Annotated in this window: 16 protein-coding genes; 7 read left to right on the top strand and 9 right to left on the bottom strand. The window is 71.9% G+C overall.

Annotated features, from left to right (window positions below; all coding sequences use genetic code 11):
• Position 1: 1 nt before the first annotated feature.
• Together ACIQAC_RS17870 and ACIQAC_RS17865 are read right to left on the bottom strand one after the other, a co-directional pair.
• Positions 2-541 (bottom strand): tripartite tricarboxylate transporter TctB family protein, encoded by a 540-nt coding sequence (locus ACIQAC_RS17870; RefSeq protein ID WP_402191995.1) that lies wholly within the window; start codon positions 539-541, stop codon positions 2-4.
• Positions 538-1,521: a Bug family tripartite tricarboxylate transporter substrate binding protein gene (locus ACIQAC_RS17865; RefSeq protein WP_402192663.1), complete on the bottom strand. Its 984-nt coding sequence runs from the start codon at positions 1,519-1,521 to the stop codon at positions 538-540. Before ACIQAC_RS17865 ends, ACIQAC_RS17870 begins: the two co-directional genes overlap by 4 nt.
• 258 nt (positions 1,522-1,779) lie before the next feature.
• Between ACIQAC_RS17865 and ACIQAC_RS17860 the strand changes: the two genes are divergently transcribed.
• Both ACIQAC_RS17860 and ACIQAC_RS17855 read left to right on the top strand, forming a co-directional pair.
• Positions 1,780-3,441, top strand: coding sequence for an ATP-binding protein (locus ACIQAC_RS17860; protein WP_402191993.1), 1,662 nt, complete (start codon positions 1,780-1,782; stop codon positions 3,439-3,441).
• Positions 3,438-4,145, top strand: coding sequence for a response regulator (locus ACIQAC_RS17855; RefSeq protein WP_402191991.1), 708 nt, complete (start codon positions 3,438-3,440; stop codon positions 4,143-4,145). The genes ACIQAC_RS17860 and ACIQAC_RS17855 overlap by 4 nt, the downstream gene beginning before the upstream one ends.
• Positions 4,146-4,163: 18 nt before the next feature.
• Here ACIQAC_RS17855 and ACIQAC_RS17850 read toward each other — a convergent pair whose 3' ends face one another.
• Complete coding sequence (locus ACIQAC_RS17850) at positions 4,164-4,616, bottom strand: flavodoxin family protein (RefSeq protein WP_402191988.1); 453 nt, start codon at positions 4,614-4,616, stop codon at positions 4,164-4,166.
• 195 nt (positions 4,617-4,811) lie between these two features.
• Between ACIQAC_RS17850 and ACIQAC_RS17845 the strand changes: the two genes are divergently transcribed.
• The gene (locus ACIQAC_RS17845) at positions 4,812-5,450 is read left to right on the top strand and encodes a class I SAM-dependent methyltransferase (RefSeq protein WP_402191985.1); all 639 of its coding nucleotides are present in this window, start codon (positions 4,812-4,814) and stop codon (positions 5,448-5,450) included.
• 43 nt (positions 5,451-5,493) lie between these two features.
• The gene (locus ACIQAC_RS17840; RefSeq protein ID WP_402191983.1) at positions 5,494-5,991 is read left to right on the top strand and encodes a GNAT family N-acetyltransferase; all 498 of its coding nucleotides are present in this window, start codon (positions 5,494-5,496) and stop codon (positions 5,989-5,991) included.
• Positions 5,992-6,008: 17 nt separating this feature from the next.
• On the opposite strand, the gene ACIQAC_RS17835 is transcribed toward ACIQAC_RS17840, so the two are convergent.
• The gene (locus tag ACIQAC_RS17835) at positions 6,009-6,509 is read right to left on the bottom strand and encodes a GNAT family N-acetyltransferase (protein WP_402192661.1); all 501 of its coding nucleotides are present in this window, start codon (positions 6,507-6,509) and stop codon (positions 6,009-6,011) included.
• A gap of 60 nt (positions 6,510-6,569) precedes the next feature.
• Positions 6,570-7,223: a lipoprotein gene (locus ACIQAC_RS17830; RefSeq protein WP_402191982.1), complete on the bottom strand. Its 654-nt coding sequence runs from the start codon at positions 7,221-7,223 to the stop codon at positions 6,570-6,572.
• Positions 7,224-7,561: 338 nt separating this feature from the next.
• Here ACIQAC_RS17830 and ACIQAC_RS17825 point away from each other — a divergent pair, with 338 nt between their 5' ends.
• Both ACIQAC_RS17825 and ACIQAC_RS17820 read left to right on the top strand, forming a co-directional pair.
• The gene (locus ACIQAC_RS17825) at positions 7,562-9,121 is read left to right on the top strand and encodes an APC family permease (RefSeq protein WP_402191980.1); all 1,560 of its coding nucleotides are present in this window, start codon (positions 7,562-7,564) and stop codon (positions 9,119-9,121) included.
• Between the two features lie 84 nt (positions 9,122-9,205).
• A complete protein-coding gene (locus ACIQAC_RS17820; RefSeq protein WP_402191978.1) occupies positions 9,206-10,135 on the top strand; it encodes a GNAT family N-acetyltransferase in 930 nt (309 codons plus the stop codon).
• A 104-nt stretch (positions 10,136-10,239) separates the two neighbouring features.
• Here the strand turns inward: ACIQAC_RS17820 and ACIQAC_RS17815 are convergent, their stop codons facing one another.
• The 4 genes from ACIQAC_RS17815 to ACIQAC_RS17800 form a co-directional block, all read right to left on the bottom strand.
• On the bottom strand, positions 10,240-11,487 hold the full coding sequence (locus ACIQAC_RS17815) for an MFS transporter (protein ID WP_402192659.1): 1,248 nt from the start codon (positions 11,485-11,487) through the stop codon (positions 10,240-10,242).
• 157 nt (positions 11,488-11,644) lie between these two features.
• The gene (locus ACIQAC_RS17810) at positions 11,645-12,406 is read right to left on the bottom strand and encodes a hypothetical protein (protein ID WP_402191976.1); all 762 of its coding nucleotides are present in this window, start codon (positions 12,404-12,406) and stop codon (positions 11,645-11,647) included.
• Between the two features lie 37 nt (positions 12,407-12,443).
• Positions 12,444-12,962: a hypothetical protein gene (locus tag ACIQAC_RS17805; RefSeq protein ID WP_402191975.1), complete on the bottom strand. Its 519-nt coding sequence runs from the start codon at positions 12,960-12,962 to the stop codon at positions 12,444-12,446.
• Positions 12,963-13,187: 225 nt separating this feature from the next.
• Complete coding sequence (locus ACIQAC_RS17800; protein ID WP_402192658.1) at positions 13,188-15,152, bottom strand: LamG-like jellyroll fold domain-containing protein; 1,965 nt, start codon at positions 15,150-15,152, stop codon at positions 13,188-13,190.
• Positions 15,153-15,628: 476 nt separating this feature from the next.
• Between ACIQAC_RS17800 and ACIQAC_RS17795 the strand changes: the two genes are divergently transcribed.
• Positions 15,629-16,993, top strand: a complete 1,365-nt coding sequence (locus ACIQAC_RS17795) for an FAD-dependent oxidoreductase (protein ID WP_402191973.1) — start codon at positions 15,629-15,631, stop codon at positions 16,991-16,993.
• Positions 16,994-17,241 lie beyond the last annotated feature (248 nt).

Raw genomic sequence — 17,241 nt, 5'->3', positions numbered from 1 at the left:
CTCACAGCGCTCCCATCAGCGGACCGCCGGGCAGGGGCACTCCGAGCAGGTTGTTGAACAGGACGTAGGTGACCAGGGAGAGTCCGGCGGCGATCAGCGGATCCCGGTCGAAGCGCCTGCTGCCGAGGGCGAAGGCCGCACCCCAGAACAGCAGGGCGCCCGCGATCGGGAAGCCGAGCGGCTCGATGAGGACGGCGGCGCCGAGGAAGACGCCGGCGAGCAGGACGACGGTGCGCCAGTCGGCGGGTTCGGACAGGTCGACGTCCTCGCCGCTCTCGGCCTCGCCGCGGCCGCCGCGCAGCACGTCGACGGCGAGCAGTGCGGCGATGACCAGCAGTCCGGCGCCGACGACGATCGGCACGGTCCTGGGGCCGACGGGTCCGCGCTGGGTGATGTCGACGTCCATGGTGAGCGCGTCGGTGAGGACGAGGACGCCGAGCGCCAGCAGCAGGACGCAGACGCCGAGTTCGGAGCGGTCGCGCCACCAGGAGCGCGGTTCGCCGGCGGGCGGCGGGGTGATGTCGGTGGTCTGTGTCGTCACAGTCCCAGCTCCTTCAGGACCGAGACGACCCGCTTGTCCTGGGCGTCCAGGAAGTCGCCGAACTTCTCGCCGGTGAGGAACGCGTCGTCCCAGCCGTTCTGTTTCATGGACGCCTGCCACTCCTCGGAGTCGTGCAGTTCCTGGACCAGCCGGACGAGCTTGTCGCGTTCGGCGTCGGAGAGGCCGGGCGGGGCGACGATGCCGCGCCAGTTGGTGAAGTTCACCTCGTAGCCGGCCTCCATGAGCGTGGGCGCGTCGAGTCCGTCCACCCGCTCGGGGCCGGTCACGGCGAGCAGCCGCAGTTCGCCCGCCTTGATCTGGTCGAGGTACTCGCCGACGCCGGACACCCCGAAGGCGACCTTGTTGCCGAGGATGGAGGCGAGCAGTTCGCCGCCGCCGTCGAACGGGATGTAGTTGACGTCCTTCGGCGCGATCCCGGCGGCCTGCGCCATCAGCATCGGGGCGAGGTGGTCGGGGCCGCCGGGCGAGGATCCGCCGCCGACGGGCAGCTTGCCGGGGTCGGCCTTCCAGGCGTCGACCAGCTCCTCGATCGTCTTGTACGGGGAGTCCTTGGCGACGACGACCACGTCCTGCTCCTCGGTGAGCCGGGCGATCGGGGTGGTGTCGGCGAGCGTCTTGGGCGCGTCGTTGGAGCGGGCGGCGCCGACCACGCCGAGCCCCATGGACATCGCGAGCTTGCCGTTGCCGTGCTCGCCGACCAGGCGGGTCAGTCCGACGGTGCCGCCGGCGCCGGGCAGGTTGAACACCTCGATGCCGGAGGTGAGTCCGGCGTCCTCGGCGTTCTTCGCCGCCGTGCGGGCGGTGATGTCGTACCCGCCTCCGGGCGTGTTGGGGACCATGAAGCGCAGGCCGGGGATCTGGGTGCCGGTCTCGGCGCCGCTGCCGGTGGTCAGCAGCGGCGGCCCGAGGAGGACGAGCACGGCGGCCCCGAGCAGGGCCAGGGGAGTGCGCAGGCGCACGAGTGCCACCACCTGTCGGTTGCATCGTTGCGGAACGGAAGGGGCCCTGTGGGGGGAGGGTGACGTGGGCCACATGCTGCACGTGCGCTCTCCCCGTGTCTCGCTTCCGGAACCAACGGAGGTTCTGGTCTTTGTGTCAGTGGACGCTCATGAGGAGTACCGTCACCAGGCGTTACCGACCGATGCCTTTCCCCGGGCGTGGGTGACGGCCATCATGAGGCGTCCCGCAGACGACCGGCGCAGGAGACTGAGTACGTCATGGCCGCCACCTTCCGCCGTCAGACCCTCGCGGGCGAGATGCTGGTGCTTCAGCTCGCCATCGTCGTGATGGTGCTGCTGGCGGTCGCGGCCGTCTCGCTCGCCCAGTCGGAGGCGACGTTCGACCGCGTCGAGGGCCGCCGGGTGACCGCGCTCGCCGAGCAGCTCGCGGCGACTCCGCTGATCCGCGGCCAGCTGGTGCAGCCGATGCCCCGCGAGGCGCTGGCCCCCCTGGTGAACTCGACACAGACCCAGTCCGGGGTGTCGTCGGTGACGGTCGCCGACGCCGACGGCACGATCGTCGGCTCCACCGACCCGACGGCGATCGGCCGCGCGCTGCCACGCGCCGAGGACGCAGTCCCGGGGCGCGGCTGGTCCGGCGAACTGACCCTGGACGGCCGCCGGGAGCGCGTCGCGCAGGTGCCCGTGCTGGGCGCCGGTCAGGAGAACCTCGGCCGGATGCTGGGCACGGTGATGATCGGCGAGGCCTCCCCCACCGTGTGGCAGCGCCTCAGCAACGCCTCCTCCTATCTGATCGCCTACCTCGGTGTCGCCAGCGGTCTGGGCCTGGCCGGTTCCTGGCTCCTCGCCCGGCGGGTCAAACGCCAGACCCTGGGCCTGGAGCCGCGCGAGATCGCCGGTCTGGCCGAGCACCGCGAGGCGCTGCTGTACGGCATCGCCGAGGGGGTCGTCGCGCTCGACCCGCAGTCCCGGCTGACGCTGGTCAACGAGATGGGCCGCCGGCTGCTCGACCTGCCGGCGGACTGTGTGGGCCGGAGCCTGGAGTCGCTGGGCATCGACGGGCGGCTGCGGGACGTGCTGACCGGCGGGCACGTGGAGCCGCCGGACCGGCGTGACGAGGTGGTGGTCCGGGGCGGCCGGGTCCTGGTGATGAACCGGATGACCGTGACCAAGGACGGCCGGCTCCTCGGCTCGGTCACCACCCTGCGCGACCGCACCGAACTGGCCCGGCTGGAACGGGAGATCGGCTCCTTCCGTTCCTCCTCGGAGCTGCTGCGGGCCCAGGCGCACGAGTTCGCCAACCAGCTGCACACCATTTCCGGGCTGATCCAGATCGGTGAGCAGGACGAGGTGGTGCACTACATCCGCGCCCTCACCCGGCGCCGCCAGTCCCTCGACGTCACCCTGAGCCGCCGGGTCCGTGACACCACGGTCGCCGCGCTGCTCACGGCCAAGACGTCGCTGGCCGCCGAGCGCCGGGTCAGTCTGCGCATCTCCGACGGCACGGCCCTCGGCCGGCTCGCCCCGGAGGACGCGGCCGACGTGGCGACGGTGGTGGGCAATCTCGTCGACAACGCCGTCGACGCGGCCTCGGCAGGCGGTGCCGGCGGTGCCGACGGCGAGGAGGAGGCCTGGGTGGAGGTCGGCATCCGCCAGGACGCCTCCGGTGTGGAGATCGTCGTACGGGACTCGGGTCCGGGTGTGGCGCCCGAACTGGCCCTGGAGGTATTCGAGCACGGCTTCACCACCAAGGTCGCCCGCGAGGGCGAGCGCGGCATCGGGCTGGCCCTGACGCGGCTGGTCTGCGAACGTCACGGCGGGGAGATCGCGGTGACGAACACGCCGGACGGCGCCGAGTTCACCGCGCGCATGACCGTCAGCCACCTCACCGACGCGGTGGCGGAAGGAGCGAACCGATGAGCGCGACGCCCGAGCCGAACGGCACGGCGGGTGCCCTGGACGTCCTCGTGGTCGACGACGACTTCATGGTGGCGCGTGTGCACCGCGCCTTCGTGGAGCGTGTACGGCCCTTCCGGGTCGTCGGGGTCGCCAGCACCGGCGAGCAGGCGGTGACGGCCGTCGACGAACTCCGCCCCGATCTGGTCCTGCTCGACCTGTATCTGCCGGACGTGTTCGGTCTGGACGTCATACCTCGGCTGCGCGCCGCCGGACACGACTGCGACGTCATGGTGATCAGCGCGGCCCGCGAGGCGGACACCGTCCGGGGTGCCGTACGGCACGGTGTGGTCGACTACCTGCTGAAGCCCTTCGAGTTCGAGGACCTGCGGTCCCGTCTTGAGCGGTACGCGATCCAGCGCGGGCGGCTGCTCACCACCGTCGTACGCAGTCAGGCCGATGTGGACCGGGTGCTGTCCGGGGGTTCGGGCCCGGCGTCGGGCGGACTGCCCAAGGGGATGAGCGTGGAGACGGCCGACCTGGTCGAACGCGCCCTGCGCGACACCGACGGAACGCTCTCCGCGACCGAGTGCGCCACCCTGACCGGGGTGTCCCGGGTCAGCGCCCGCCGCTATCTGGAGCACTTCCACAGCACGGGGAGCGCGGACGTGGCCCTGCGGTACGGGGTGGCGGGGCGGCCGGAGCGGCGGTACAGCTGGCGGGCGTGAACCGCCGCGTACGGCAGGTCAGTCCATCAGGCCGGCGGCCACCGTGCCGCCCAGCTCCCGGCAGGCCTCCAGGTCGCCCTTCGTGGGCTCGCCGGTGACACTCACCGCGTCGGCGACCCGCCGCCAGCCGAGTCCGGTGGTGAACGACTCGATCGCGCGCACGGCACCGGTGACGTCGTTGCCGCCGTGGACGTAGTAGCCGAAGGGCCGTCCGCGGGTGCTGTCCAGGCACGGGTAGTAGATCTGGTCGAAGAAGTGCTTGAGGGCTCCGGACATGTAGCCGAGGTTCGCCGGGGTGCCGAGCAGGAGGCCGTCGGCACCGAGCACGTCGGAGGCGGTCGCGGAGAGCGCGGCACGCCGTACGACCTTGACGTTCTCGATGTCGGGATCGGTCGCGCCGGAGACCACTGCCTCGAAGATTGCCTGGCAGTTGGGCGACGGTGTGTGATGCACGATCAGGAGGGTGGCCACGCAGGCACCCTGCCGCGAGGCGCGGCCGGCCCGCAACCCGGTGGCGGCGGACGGAGGCGATGACCGGCGGATGGAGCCGATGGCCGGCGCCCGTTGTCCCGCGCCGGTCGCGCTGGAACGATACGCACTGTCCGCCGGCCGACGATCCGGGCGACGGACGAGCCGACGATCCAGCCGACGAAGAGGAACCCCGCCGTGACCGAGGGACTGCACCGGGCGCCCGCCGCCGTGACGTTCGACGCGATCGGGGCCGCCTACGAGAAGGCGTTCGCCTCGTGCGAGCCGCATCTGCGGTCGCTGGAGTGGCTGCTCGACCGGCTCGCGCCCGGCAGCCGGGTCCTGGACGTGGGCAGCGGCACGGGACGGCCGACGGCCGCGACACTCGCCGCGGCGGGCCACGACGTACGGGGCGTCGACGTCTCCCCGGTCATGGTCGGCCTCGCCGTCCGGCAGGTCCCCGGGGCGGTCTTCGACTGCGCCGACGTGCGCGAACTCCCGCTCCCTGAGGAGTCCCTGGACGCGGTCTGTGTGTACTTCTCCCTGCTCCAGATGACCCGCGCCGAGCAGTCCGAGGTGGTCGGACGGCTGGTGCGGGCGCTGAAGCCGTCGGGCCACATGGTGCTGGCGACCGTGTCGCTGGACGTCGAGGACGTCGACGTGGTCTTCATGGGTCAGCCGGTGCGCGCCACGGCCTACTCGGCCGAGCAGTTCGCGAAGCTCGCGGCCGACGCTGGGCTCACTGTGGTGTACCAGGACGAGTGTGACTTCACTCCGTCCTACCCGGACGCCGTCCCGGAACCGCACGTCTACCTCTACTGCCGGCGCGACAAGTAGCCCCGCGCCGCACGGCGTTCGGGCCGCCTGCGAGACTGCCGGGATGATCGTCAGACTCGCGCGGGAAGCGGACTTCCCCGGTTTCCTCGGCCTGGCAGCGCAGGTCGAGCACTGGTTCGGCCCGATGGTCGACGAGCCCGGCTTCCACGGTGCCGTGCGCCACCACATCGGCCGGTCCACGGCGCTCGTCGCCGTCTCCCCCGGGCCGGAACTCCTCGGCGGTCTGCTGTTCGGCGGGGAGGCTCCCGTCCACCACCTCGACTGGCTCGTCGTCTCCGAGGAGGCACGCGGAAAGGGCGTCGGGCGGGCGCTGCTGGCGGACGCGACCCGGAGGTTCGTGACCGGTCCGGGCACCCTGGAGGTGGTCACGTTCGGCGCCGACCACCCGGGCGCCACCGAGGGCGGCGCCCGCGTCTTCTACGAGCGTCTCGGCTTCACCCCGGGCGAGGCCACCGACCCGGGCCCGGAGGGCGGTTCACGCCAGATCTACCGCCGGCCGGTGGACCCGGCCGCATTCGGAACGACCCCTCGCACCCCGTAACAACGACCAATGCGTCGCTACGTCAGCTCCGCGGCCAGCAGGTCCATCAGCAGCCCGTCGTGCCAGGTGCCGTCCGGGCCGCGTTCGTACTGGCGCAGGACGCCGACGGGCCGGAAGCCGACCTTGGTGTAGCAGCGGATGGCCGGCGCGTTGTCGGCCGCCGGGTCGATGACGAGCCGGTGGAAGCCGAGGTCGTGCACGAGATGGCGGGCCAGCGTACGGACGGCGTCGGTGCCGAGGCCCGCGTTGTGCACGTCCGGGTCGAGGAAGACGTCGATGCCCGCGTGCCGGTAGTGCGGTTCCGTCTCCTCGTACCACTGGATCATTCCGACGATCCGGTCCTGGAGGCGGACCGTCAGACAGGTGGTCTCCGGGTCGGCCAGCTCCTCGGCGAGTTCGGCGGCCGGGTCGGGGCCGCCGAGCCAGCGCAGGGCGACCTCGGGCTTGGCGCGGACGGCCGCGAGGGCGGGGATGTCTTCGGAGCACGCCGGGCGCAGGACCACCCGGGTGCCGTGCAGTGCGGTCACCCGGGTCACGATAGTCACCGAGGGGCAGGATCTGGCGTCGGACGCCCGCGCTCAGTCGCCGAGGCGCACGGTCTTCTTGGCGAGTTCGTACGCCGGGAGCATCGCCTCGTGCTCCTCCGTGTCCAGCCCGCCGAGGTGGACGACGACGGGACCGCTCGGCGTGGTCACGGCGAACGCCCGCTCCTTCTTGGTCTCGTCGAGCAGCTTGCTCGTGTGGAGGTAGGTGACCTCGGTACCGGTGAGGCCGTCGGTGGTGAAGGAGCTGTACCGCTCGTCGCTGTTCCGCGCGCCCTCCTCCGCGGCGACGAACTCCGCGAGGACGCCGCGCTCGTCGGCCTCGCCCGGTTCGCCGGTCCAGACCCGGATGAAGCCGAGGTGCCCGGCCGGCTTGGCGTCGATCTCGCAGACGGCGGTGACCGGACCCTGGGTGAGCAGCAGCTCCGCCAGCTCCGCGGCGTCACCCGTCGCGTCGTCACCGGTGCCGGACTCGATGGCCTCGGGCTCCCAGTCCTCGGCGACGTCGAAGGTGACGGGCAACTCGCAGGCGGAGCCGGACGCGCCGATGGTGGCGCCCTTCGCCTCGGCGTTCCGCGCCGGCGACTTCGTGGCCAAAGTCGCCGTGGCGACGGGTTCCGGCTCCGTCGCGAGGGAGCACCCCGTCAGCACCGTCGCGAGTACGGCCGTCACGACCGGCCCACGCCACATGTGTCCCACCCCTGTGCGCACTGTCCCCACTCCCCCGCTGAACGTCGACGGGGCACTGTATCCGCAGGCAGGAGCCGTCCGCGCGGCGGGCCCCACTCACCGATGTGACCGGGGCCACACGGGAAAGTTTTGGACACCACGATCCGGACTCCACTGCGATAACCGAATACCGGACACCGGAAGCTCACTCTTCGGAAGCCGCCAATCCATGCCGCACATGACCTTGAAAAGGAAGGCGTATACGCCAGTACGCACCGCAATCGATGGGCGAGATGCGTCCAGGCCGGTTACTCCCGGGAACCGTCACCACGGAAACCGCAGGATTTAACGTCCTGTTCATGACTCAGCTGGACGTTCGGACCCGGCCCACCGACCCGGGCGACGGGCCCCCCGCCGACGGCATACGCACCAAGGGCCTGAACGGGAACTCCGTCGGTCTGCTGGGCAGCGCGGTCATCGGCGTCTCCACCGTGGCCCCGGTCTACTGCCTCACCTCGACCCTCGGCTCCACGGCCGGCGAGGTCGGGCTACAGATGCCGGCCGTGTTCCTCGCGGGGTTCCTGCCGATGCTGCTCGTCGCGTTCGCCTACCGCGAGCTGAACAAGGCGATGCCCGACTGCGGCACCTCGTTCACCTGGACGGTGAAGGCGTTCGGTCCGCGGCTCGGCTGGATGTGCGGCTGGGGTCTGGTGATCGCCACGATCATCGTGCTGTCGAATCTGGCCGGTGTGGCGACGTCGTACTTCTGGCTGCTCGCGGGCGAGTTCACCGGCAGTGGGGCGGTGGCGGACCTCGACGGGAACAAGGCGGTGCACATCGTCACCTGCCTGGCGCTGATCGCCGCCGCGACGGTGATCAGCTACCGGGGCATGACGGCGACGAAGGGCGTGCAGTACACCCTGGTCGCATTGCAGCTGCTGGTGCTCGCGGTCTTTGTCGTGATGGCCTTCACCAAGGCGGGCAGCGCCGACTTCCCGACGTCGGCGGACTTCTCCTGGTCGTGGCTGAACCCGTTCGCCGTGCAGTCGTTCGCCGCGTTCACCGCGGGCCTGTCGCTGTCGATCTTCATGTACTGGGGCTGGGACGCCTGTCTGACCGCCAACGAGGAGACCAGCGGCAGCGAGCGCACGCCGGGCCGCGCGGCGCTGGTCGCCATGGTGGTGCTGGTCGGCTCGTACCTGGCGACGGGCGTGGCCGCGCAGATGATCGTCGGCTCCGGCGAGCGGGGGCTCGGGCTCGCGAACCCCGAGACGTCCGACAACGTCTTCGCGGCGCTCGCCGGGCCGGTGATGGGCCCCGCCCTCGGCATCCTGCTGTTCGTCGCGGTCCTCGCCTCGGCCGCGGCCAGCCTCCAGACGACGTTCATCCCGGTCGCCCGCACGGTCCTCGCCATGTCGGCGTACGAGGCGCTGCCCGCGTCGTACGCGAAGGTCCATCCGCGGTTCCGGACGCCGGGCCGGGCCACCGTCACCGCGGGCATCGCGACCGGTGTCTTCTACACCGTGATGACACTGGTCAGCGAGCATGTGCTGGTCGACACGGTCTACGCGCTCGGCCTGATGATCTGCTTCTACTACGCGCTGACCGCGTTCGCGTGCGCCTGGTACTTCCGCGCCGAGCTGCTGAGGTCCGGCCGGGACCTGCTGTTCAAGGGCGTGTTCCCGGTCGTCGGCGGGGCGCTGCTCGCGGCCGTGTTCGCGAAGACACTGGTCGACATGTGGGACCCGGCGTACGGCAGCGGCTCGTCGGTGTTCGGAGTGGGCTCGGTGTTCGTGATCGGCGTGGGCCTGCTCGCGCTCGGCCTGGTGATCATGCTGGTGATGCGGCGGAAGAGCCCCGCGTTCTTCCGCGGCGAGGTCCTGACGAAGTCGACGCCCGCGCTGGTCGCCGAGGGCTGAGGCACCTGCGCGGGCGGAAATGAGGTGCCCGCGCAGGCGGAAATTCCGTTGCGGCGGCACCCCGCCGCCCCCGACTCTGACGGCATGCCCACGCCTGCCATACGGCCCGCCACGCTCGCCGACGCCCCCGTGATCACCGCGCTCCTCAACGAGGTCGACCTCATCGAGATCGGCCGCCCCGAGACCGACCAGCACACGGTCGAGGCCGATCTGAAGCACCCCGAGGCGGACCTGGACCGCAACTCCTGGCTGGCCTTCGACGGCGAACGGCTGGTGGCCTACGGGCTGTTGTGGGACGAGTCCGGCGGCGAGCGCGTCGACATCGACCACTACGTCCTGCCCGACCACCAGGAGGCGGGGCAGCGGATCCTGGCGGCGATGGAGGAGCGGGCGCTGGGCAGGGCGCGGGAGAACGGGGCCGGGCGGGCGGTGGTCCATCTGCACCTCAACAGCAGCCCGACCACGGACACGGCCCTGCTCACGGCTCGCGGCTGGACCGTCGTACGGCGCTATCACGTGCTGACGCGGCCCGTGGACGCGCGGCAGGACCTGGCGCCGGAGCCGCCCGCGGGGGTGCGGGTGCGGGCCTGTGCCACGGAGGCGGACCGGGCGGTCGTGCACAAGCTGGCCCAGGAGACGTTCGCCGACCACTTCGACTTCCAGCCCCGCGACTACGACCACTGGATGGCCGACATCGACGCCGACCGGCTCGACTGGTCGCTGGTCTGGATCCTGAGCGTGGACGGTGTGGGCGACGCCGGGTTCCTGCTGTCCCGCGACGACCGTGAGGCCATGGGCTGGATCCGCACCCTCGGCGTCGTGCGGGAGGCCCGTGGCCGCGGCCTGGGCGGCTTCCTCCTGCAACACGCCTTCGCGGTGTTCGCCGCCCGCGGCCGGGACACGGTGGGTCTGGGCGTCGACACGTCCAACACGACCGGCGCCCCGCAGCTGTACGGCCGCAACGGCATGACGGTCCACTACGCCGTCGACACCTGGGAGGCTGTGATCGGCTGAGCCGCGGGCCGGGCGCGCACCGGGCCGGGCCGGCCCATCCGTCACCGGGCCGGCCGGGGCACTCACCGGGTCGACCTGGCCACTCACCGGGTCGGCCTGGCCACTTACCGGGTCGGCTCGGGTACGGCCGCCCGTTCCGGGGCCGGGGTCCGGGGCAGCAGGAGCGGGGTCGCGAGGAGCAGGACACCCGCGACGGCGAGCGCGGTGCGGGTGCCGAGGACGGCCGCCAGGACGCCCAGGAGCGCGGTGATGACGGCGATGCCGGTCCTGGTGGTGACCGACCAGGCGGCCAGCGTGCGGGCCACCTTGTCCTGCGGGGTCAGCTCCAGGCGGTAGGTGGCGAGGACCGGGTTGAAGACGCCCATACAGGTGATCAGGAAGAGTTCGACGGCCATCACGAGGAGCAGTCCCGAGGTGCCGGGTCCGACGAACGCCAGTCCCACCGGCGAGCAGGCCCGCAGCGTCCCCATGACCCGCAGTATCCGGTGGCGGCCGAACCTGGCCACCAGCGGGCGGGACAGCCGGGAGCCGATCAGCCCGCCCACGCAGGGCAGCGCGAAGGCCAGGCCGTAGGCCCAGGGCGCGAAGCCGAGCGGGCCGAGCATCAGTACCGCGAGGAGCGGCGAGGCGGCCATGATCAGGCCGTTGACGAAGACCGAGTTCAGCAGCAGCGGACGCAGTACCGGGTGGGTCCCGATGTGACGCCAGCCGTCGAGGAGGTCCCCGGCGCGCGGTCCGGCGGAGCGTGCCGGGGCGGGTTCCTTGTCGCGGATCGCGCGGATGCCGAGCGCGGACAGCAGATAGCTCGCGGCGTCCGCCGTGACCGTGGCCATGGGGCCGAGGATGCCGACCGCGGCGCCGCCGAGCGGCGGTCCGAGCATGGTGGCCGTCCAGGCGGTCGACTCGAACCGGGCGTTCGCGACGAGCAGTTGGTCCTGGGCGAGCATCGCCTTCAGACAGGCGCCGGACGCGGCGACGAACGCGATGTCGGCCGCCGCGACGACCACCGACACCACCAGCAGCTGGACGAACCCGAGCAGCCCGAGCGCGTACGCGACCGGCACACTCACCACCGCCGCGCACCGTACGAGGTCCATGGCGATCATCACCGGCCGCTTGTACCGGAACTCCACCCAGGGCCCGAGCGGCACCGCCACCACCGCCCCGACGGCCGCCCCCGCCGCCGCCAGCGCCGAGACCTGCGTCGGCCCGGCGTGCAGCACCAGGACGGCGATCATCGGGAAGGCGTCGAAGGCGAGCCGCGTACCGAAAGAGCTGACGGCGTACGACGTCCAGAGCCACCCGAACGACCTGCCCAGCGAACGCCGTTCGCCCGCCCCGAACCAGCCCACTCCACACGCCTCCCGCCGCACCGTGCCGCCGCGCTCCCGCACCGGCGACACGTCATCCAAACGAGCGGGCGCGCCCCGCACAAACAACCGCCGGACCACGGCACACAACCGAGAGTTGTACGCCGAGCCCGGCGGTCGTCCCCGCACCGGGGGAGGTTCAGACGGCGGCCGTGTACAAGTCCCGCAGCGGCTGCGCCGAGTCGGTGCCGGACTGGCCGTACGGCGCGTCGAAGCTCCACACCAGGAAGAGCAGGAAGACGACGAGCGCGGTGAAGGCGCTGGCTAGCATCAACTCCCTTACGGAGCGCCGAATCTGAAGGGCGAACAGCAGCCCCAGGGTGACCGCGCCGCCCGCCACGAGCCCGAACCAGACCACCCCGGGCAGTGTCGTCCCGGCGCCGTCCAGCCGCTCGTGCCGGGCCACGTCCGCTGCGGCCACCTCGTCGAGGAGCGGCTGGTACGCCTGCGCCTGGAGTTCGTCGGCCGGGGTGCGGTGCGCCAGCTCGGTACGGATCCGGTCCAGCAACTCGGCGCCGGCGGCGCCCGGTTCCTCGTCCTGCTGGATGGCGGGCCACTCGGCGGTCACGGCATGCCGGGCGTAGGCGTCGATGTGGCCACGGACCTCGGTACGGAAGGACGTCGGATACACGTCGAGCCGCCGGTCGATCTCGTACAGCGCCTGCGCCTCCCGCCGCACGGTGTCCTCGGCCGCGCCGCGCGCCTCCCACACTCCGGCGATGGCGAGTCCGAGGACGATCGCGTACACGACGCCGACCATCATGACCATGTACTCCAGCACGTCCGGCGTCTCGGACGTGTCCTCGTCGACGTCCACCCGGCGGTGCCTCATCACGGTGGCACTGACGACGAGGGCGCAGACCAGGACGGAGGCCAGGGTGTAGATCAGCCATTCCGGCACAGTGGGGCTCCAGAAACGGTTCGGGGGTCGGGGAGGATCAGGCGCGGCGGCGCCGGGAGCCGGGCCGCAGGGCGACCGCGGCGAGGATCGCGGGGGTGGTGACGACGGTCGTGGTGGTCACCACGGACAGATCACCGGGAACGGCCCGGGCGCCGGCGGCACCGCGATACCGGTACCGCGGCACCCAGCGAAACGCCTCCGGCGGCGCGGCGACCCGCGCGACCACCCGCTCCTCGACCGCCCTTGGCGGGCCCGGCAAGGGCGCAGCCACGGAACCGCCCGGCGCCGGCACATCGGCCGTCACGCGCGGCTTCGGCCAGGAGGACACGGGAGCCGGCGAGGAGGGCACCGGAGCCGGTGCCCGACTCGGCGCGGCAGATGCCACAGCGGACGGCGCGACAGGAGCCGGCTCCGCCGCCGACACCGCTGCGGGAGCCTCCTCCACGACCGCCCCGATCTCGACCCAGGCGTCCGGCGCGCACACCACCACATGCGCCTCACCCGCCTGCCGGTCGATCACCACACCCGCTCCGGCGTCCGGCGAGAGCGGACACATCGCGGCCACCGCACCCAGCCCGACAGTGACCCAGCCACCCACCGACCACGCCTCCCACCACGTTGACCAGGAGCGCAAGCAAGCACCCCCGCCCGAAGAACGACCACCCCGCCCCCCGGTCACGCCCGAACACCCACGGGCCGGCCCACGCCCCGACCTGTGCCCGGACAGCGGTGAGGTGCCGCACCCCGACGACATCCGGGGTACGGCACCTCGATCGGTGTGTCAGCAGTCGCAGGGATCGACACCCATGCCCATCTGGATGATGGCGGTGTCACTCAGCACCCCGGCGTACGCGTGGACCTCGTCGACGTCGCCCCGCAGATACTCGCCCCAGCCGTCTCCGGCCTTCGCGCGGCCGACCTGAAGCGGGCCGGTGCTCTCCAGGCCCGCCGGGAAGGAGGCGGTGGCGTCGGCGCTGAGGGAGCCGTCCACGTACAGCCTGATCCGGTCGGCGGCGTCGTCGTACACCACGGCCAGTCGCTGCCCCGGTCCCGCACCGCCGTCCGGCCACGCGAAGTCCGCAACCACCGTCTCCGGCGCACCTGCCTCGTCCCGCAGCGGCATGACCAGCTGCCATGCGTTTTCGGCGGGCGCGTAGCGGACCTTGAAGACGTCGGTGTGCTCACCCGCCTGGGACAGCACGGTCATCGGGTGATCCGGCTCCGTGTCGGCGAGCCGGACGACGGCACCGACGGTGAAGCTGTCCGTGGTGTCCACCACCGGACCGGCGGTGGCCCCGTAGCCGGTCTCGCCGTCCAGGTGGAGGTGCCCGTCGCCCACGAGGATCCCGGGGTCCGGCGGGCAGTCGGGGTCGATGTCGGGCAGGCACGAGCCGTCCGGCCCCCGCTGGACCGAGGCTCCTGGTCCCAGGGCGAGCGGTGCGCCGCCCCTCGTCTCCGGGCTCGCGCCGTCCGTGGCGGTCTCCAGCTGCCAGCGCCCGAGCGGTGTCGGCCTGCGCTTCGCGAACTCCTTGACCTCGTCCGGGACCACGACCCGGTCGTGCACCCGGACGCCTCCGATCTCGCCCTGCCAGGCACCGCGGTATCCGTCGCCGTCACGCGCCCGGCCGATCTGGAAGTCACCGGCGGTCGCGACCGGGGCGGCCTCGGCCGCGCTGCCCGCCTCGACGCCGTTGACGTACAGCCGCGCCTGGCCCGTCTTCGCGTCGTACAGGCCCAGCAGGTGGGCCCATTCACCGGTCTCGGGCGCGCCGCCCGAGACCCGGGCGCCGCCGACGGCGAACGACCACGCGGGTCCGCTCTCCTCGACGTGCAGGCCGAGGTCGAGGCCCGCGGCTCCGCCCGCGTCCTGGCCGGCCGCGGTCATGGACCGGTCCGTCCGCCCGGGACGCACCCAGGCGCTGACGGCGAAGGTCTTCCCGGCGGCCACGACGGAGGTGTCCGGGGTGAGGAACGCCTGATCACCACCGTCGAGGGAGGCCGTGGACGCCGGGGACACGCCGCGCGGACCGTCGGCACCGAAGGTCACCCCCGTGCCGGCCCGGGAGGCGGGGCCGTTCTCGGGCGCGGCGGTGGTGGAACCCGCCGGATCGGCGAGCGGCCAGTGGGCGACCGGGGCGCGGCCGCTCTGCACACGGAACGTGTAGTCGGTGCGCGCACTGGTGTTTCCCGCACGGTCCAAGGCGTTGACACTGAGGCCGGCCACGCCGCTTCTGTCGGGCAGATGGCTGATGGTGACCGGCCCGCCGGGCTGGTCGGGGCGTGCGGTCCGTTGCGGTCCGCCGATGAAGTTGTAGACGTACGAAACGACGTCGTCGGCGGGCGAGTCGATGGTGAAGTCGCCGTACACGCCGACGCCGTCGTGCCACGTGTGGTCGTCCGGGTAGTCGGCGGAGGTGACGACCGGGGCGGCGGGAGCCGTGTTGTCGTAGAGGAACTCGCAGAAGGAGCCGCCGCCCTCGGAGCTCCAGGGGGAGGCCGAGGTGGTGTCGTGGGCGCGTGCCTGCCAGGAGATCACCGTGTGCGGCGGGATGTCCTGCGGCACCTGGACCCGGAACACACTGCCCGAGGCCTTCGCGGTCGTCTCAAGGGTCAGCCGCTGCTCGGTGCCGGACGCGTCGGTCCACCGCACCTCGAACTCGCCGCTGACCCGTGACTGCGCCTCCCCGTCGTACAGCACCGCGTCGAGCGTCGGCCGGGAGCGCACGTACGCCCGATCCTCCCCCATCGCGCACGGCGCCGATCCCGTCTTGAGATCGTTGACCAGTGGTTGCCGCGGCGGCAGGTTCTCGGCGGCCTGGGCCGCGCCGGGTGCCGTCAGGACCACGGCGGCGGCCAGCAGGCTCGCCGAAAGGGTCTTGGGTCTCGCCCAACTCCCCGTGTTTTCAGGTTTTTTCACGCACTTCCGCCCCTGTGTGGCCCGTGGATCACACGGGCGGGAGGAGGCTAGCAACGGCCGCCGACACGGGCCTCGGAATTTTCCCGGCCACCGGCCGGTCCAAGTCCCACCGCATGCCGGGTGAGGGAGTCCTCGATCACACGGGCGCGGTGATCAACCGCGGATCGTCGTCGTATAACCTGGTGGACGGCACGCCATAAGTTCGGCTTATGAGCCCATAGATCGGACCCGCGTACCAGGTTAGGCTTGCCTTAGTTTAGGCTTCCCGTTCGAGTCGCCTGTCCTCGCTCGAAGGGAACCTGATCATGTCCCGCCCTCTGCGGGTAGCCATCGTCGGAGCCGGCCCCGCCGGCATCTACGCCGCCGACGCACTGCTCAAGTCCGACGTGGCCGCCGACCCCGGTGTGTCCATCGACCTCTTCGAGCGGATGCCGGCCCCCTTCGGGCTGATCCGCTACGGCGTGGCCCCCGACCACCCCCGGATCAAGGGCATCATCACGGCCCTGCACCAGGTGCTGGACAAGCCGCAGATCCGGTTGTTCGGCAACGTCGACTACCCGACGGACATCAGCCTGGACGATCTGCGTTCGTTCTACGACGGCGTGATCTTCTCCACCGGCGCGACGGCCGACCGCCCGCTGTCCGTGCCGGGGGTCGAGCTGGACGGCTCCTACGGCGCCGCGGACTTCGTGTCCTGGTACGACGGGCACCCGGACGTGCCGCGCACCTGGCCGCTGGAGGCGGAGAAGGTCGCCGTGCTCGGTGTCGGCAACGTCGCCCTCGACATCGCCCGCATCCTCGCCAAGACCGCGGAAGAGCTGCTGCCGACCGAGATCCCGCCGAACGTCCACGAGGGCCTCAAGGCCAACAAGGCGCTGGAGGTGCACGTCTTCGGGCGGCGCGGCCCGGCGCAGGCGAAGTTCAGCCCGCTGGAGCTGCGCGAGTTGGACCACTCCCCCAACATCGAGGTCATCGTCGACCCCGAGGACATCGACTACGACGAGGGCTCGATCGAGACCCGGCGCGGCAACAAGCAGGCCGACATGGTCTCCAAGACCCTGGAGAACTGGGCCATCCGCGACGTCGGCGACCGGCAGCACAAGCTGTTCCTGCACTTCTTCGAGTCGCCCACCGAGATCCTCGGCGAGGACGGCAGGGTCGTCGGCCTGCGCACCGAGCGCACCGCCCTCGACGGCACCGGCAACGTCAAGGGCACCGGCGAGTTCAAGGACTGGGACGTCACCGCCGTCTACCGCGCGGTCGGCTACCTCTCCGACAAGCTGCCCAAGCTGCCCTGGGACCTCGACTCGGGCACCGTCCCCGACGAGGGCGGCCGGGTCATCCAGGAGAGCGGCGAGCACCTTCAGTCCGTGTACGTCACCGGCTGGATCCGGCGGGGCCCCGTGGGCCTCATCGGCCACACCAAGGGCGACGCCAACGAGACGGTCGCCAACCTGCTCGACGACTTCGCCCACAGCCGGCTGCTCACCCCGTCGGCGCCCGAGCCGGAGGCCGTGGACGCGTTCCTCGCGGAGCGCGAGGTCCGCTTCACCACGTGGGACGGCTGGTACAGGCTCGACGCCGCCGAGAAGGCGCTGGGCGAGCCGCAGGGCCGGGAGCGCGTGAAGCTCGTGGAGCGCGAGGACATGCTCCGGGAGAGCGGCGCGTAGTCGCGCCGGCCTCCGACGTGAAGGGCTCCGGGGCGGCGCTGCCCCGGGGCCCCTCACGTTCCCGGAACGGACACCGCGGGCCGACGCCCACCAGTACAAGACGCCAGTACAAGACGGCAGTACGAGACGAGCGGAACCGTCCCAATGCGGATGGAGGACGGTCCCGCTCGTCCACCGGATTGTGACGGGACGGCACGGCCGGGGCCACGGGTGCGCGACGGTCACTTGTTGCGCCCCGAGTGCGCCCC

The sequence above is a fragment of the Streptomyces sp. NPDC088387 genome (assembly GCF_044753385.1).
Classification (GTDB): Bacteria; Actinomycetota; Actinomycetes; order Streptomycetales; family Streptomycetaceae; genus Streptomyces.
The sequence above is the reverse complement of the archived record's forward strand: the minus strand, read 5'-3'. Positions and strand labels throughout refer to the sequence as shown.

What these genes read in the sequence shown, in the direction of transcription:
- ACIQAC_RS17855 (WP_402191991.1), top strand. Translation starts at nt 3,438, where the DNA reads ATGAGCGCGACGCCCGAGCCGAACGGCACGGCGGGTGCCCTGGACGTC.
- ACIQAC_RS17840 (WP_402191983.1), top strand. Translation starts at nt 5,494, where the DNA reads ATGATCGTCAGACTCGCGCGGGAAGCGGACTTCCCCGGTTTCCTCGGC.
- ACIQAC_RS17830 (WP_402191982.1), bottom strand. Translation starts at nt 7,223, where the DNA reads ATGTGGCGTGGGCCGGTCGTGACGGCCGTACTCGCGACGGTGCTGACG.
- ACIQAC_RS17805 (WP_402191975.1), bottom strand. Translation starts at nt 12,962, where the DNA reads ATGTGTCCGCTCTCGCCGGACGCCGGAGCGGGTGTGGTGATCGACCGG.
- ACIQAC_RS17825 (WP_402191980.1), top strand. Translation starts at nt 7,562, where the DNA reads ATGACTCAGCTGGACGTTCGGACCCGGCCCACCGACCCGGGCGACGGG.
- ACIQAC_RS17860 (WP_402191993.1), top strand. Translation starts at nt 1,780, where the DNA reads ATGGCCGCCACCTTCCGCCGTCAGACCCTCGCGGGCGAGATGCTGGTG.
- ACIQAC_RS17795 (WP_402191973.1), top strand. Translation starts at nt 15,629, where the DNA reads ATGTCCCGCCCTCTGCGGGTAGCCATCGTCGGAGCCGGCCCCGCCGGC.
- ACIQAC_RS17820 (WP_402191978.1), top strand. Translation starts at nt 9,206, where the DNA reads ATGCCCACGCCTGCCATACGGCCCGCCACGCTCGCCGACGCCCCCGTG.
- ACIQAC_RS17800 (WP_402192658.1), bottom strand. Translation starts at nt 15,152, where the DNA reads ATGGGGGAGGATCGGGCGTACGTGCGCTCCCGGCCGACGCTCGACGCG.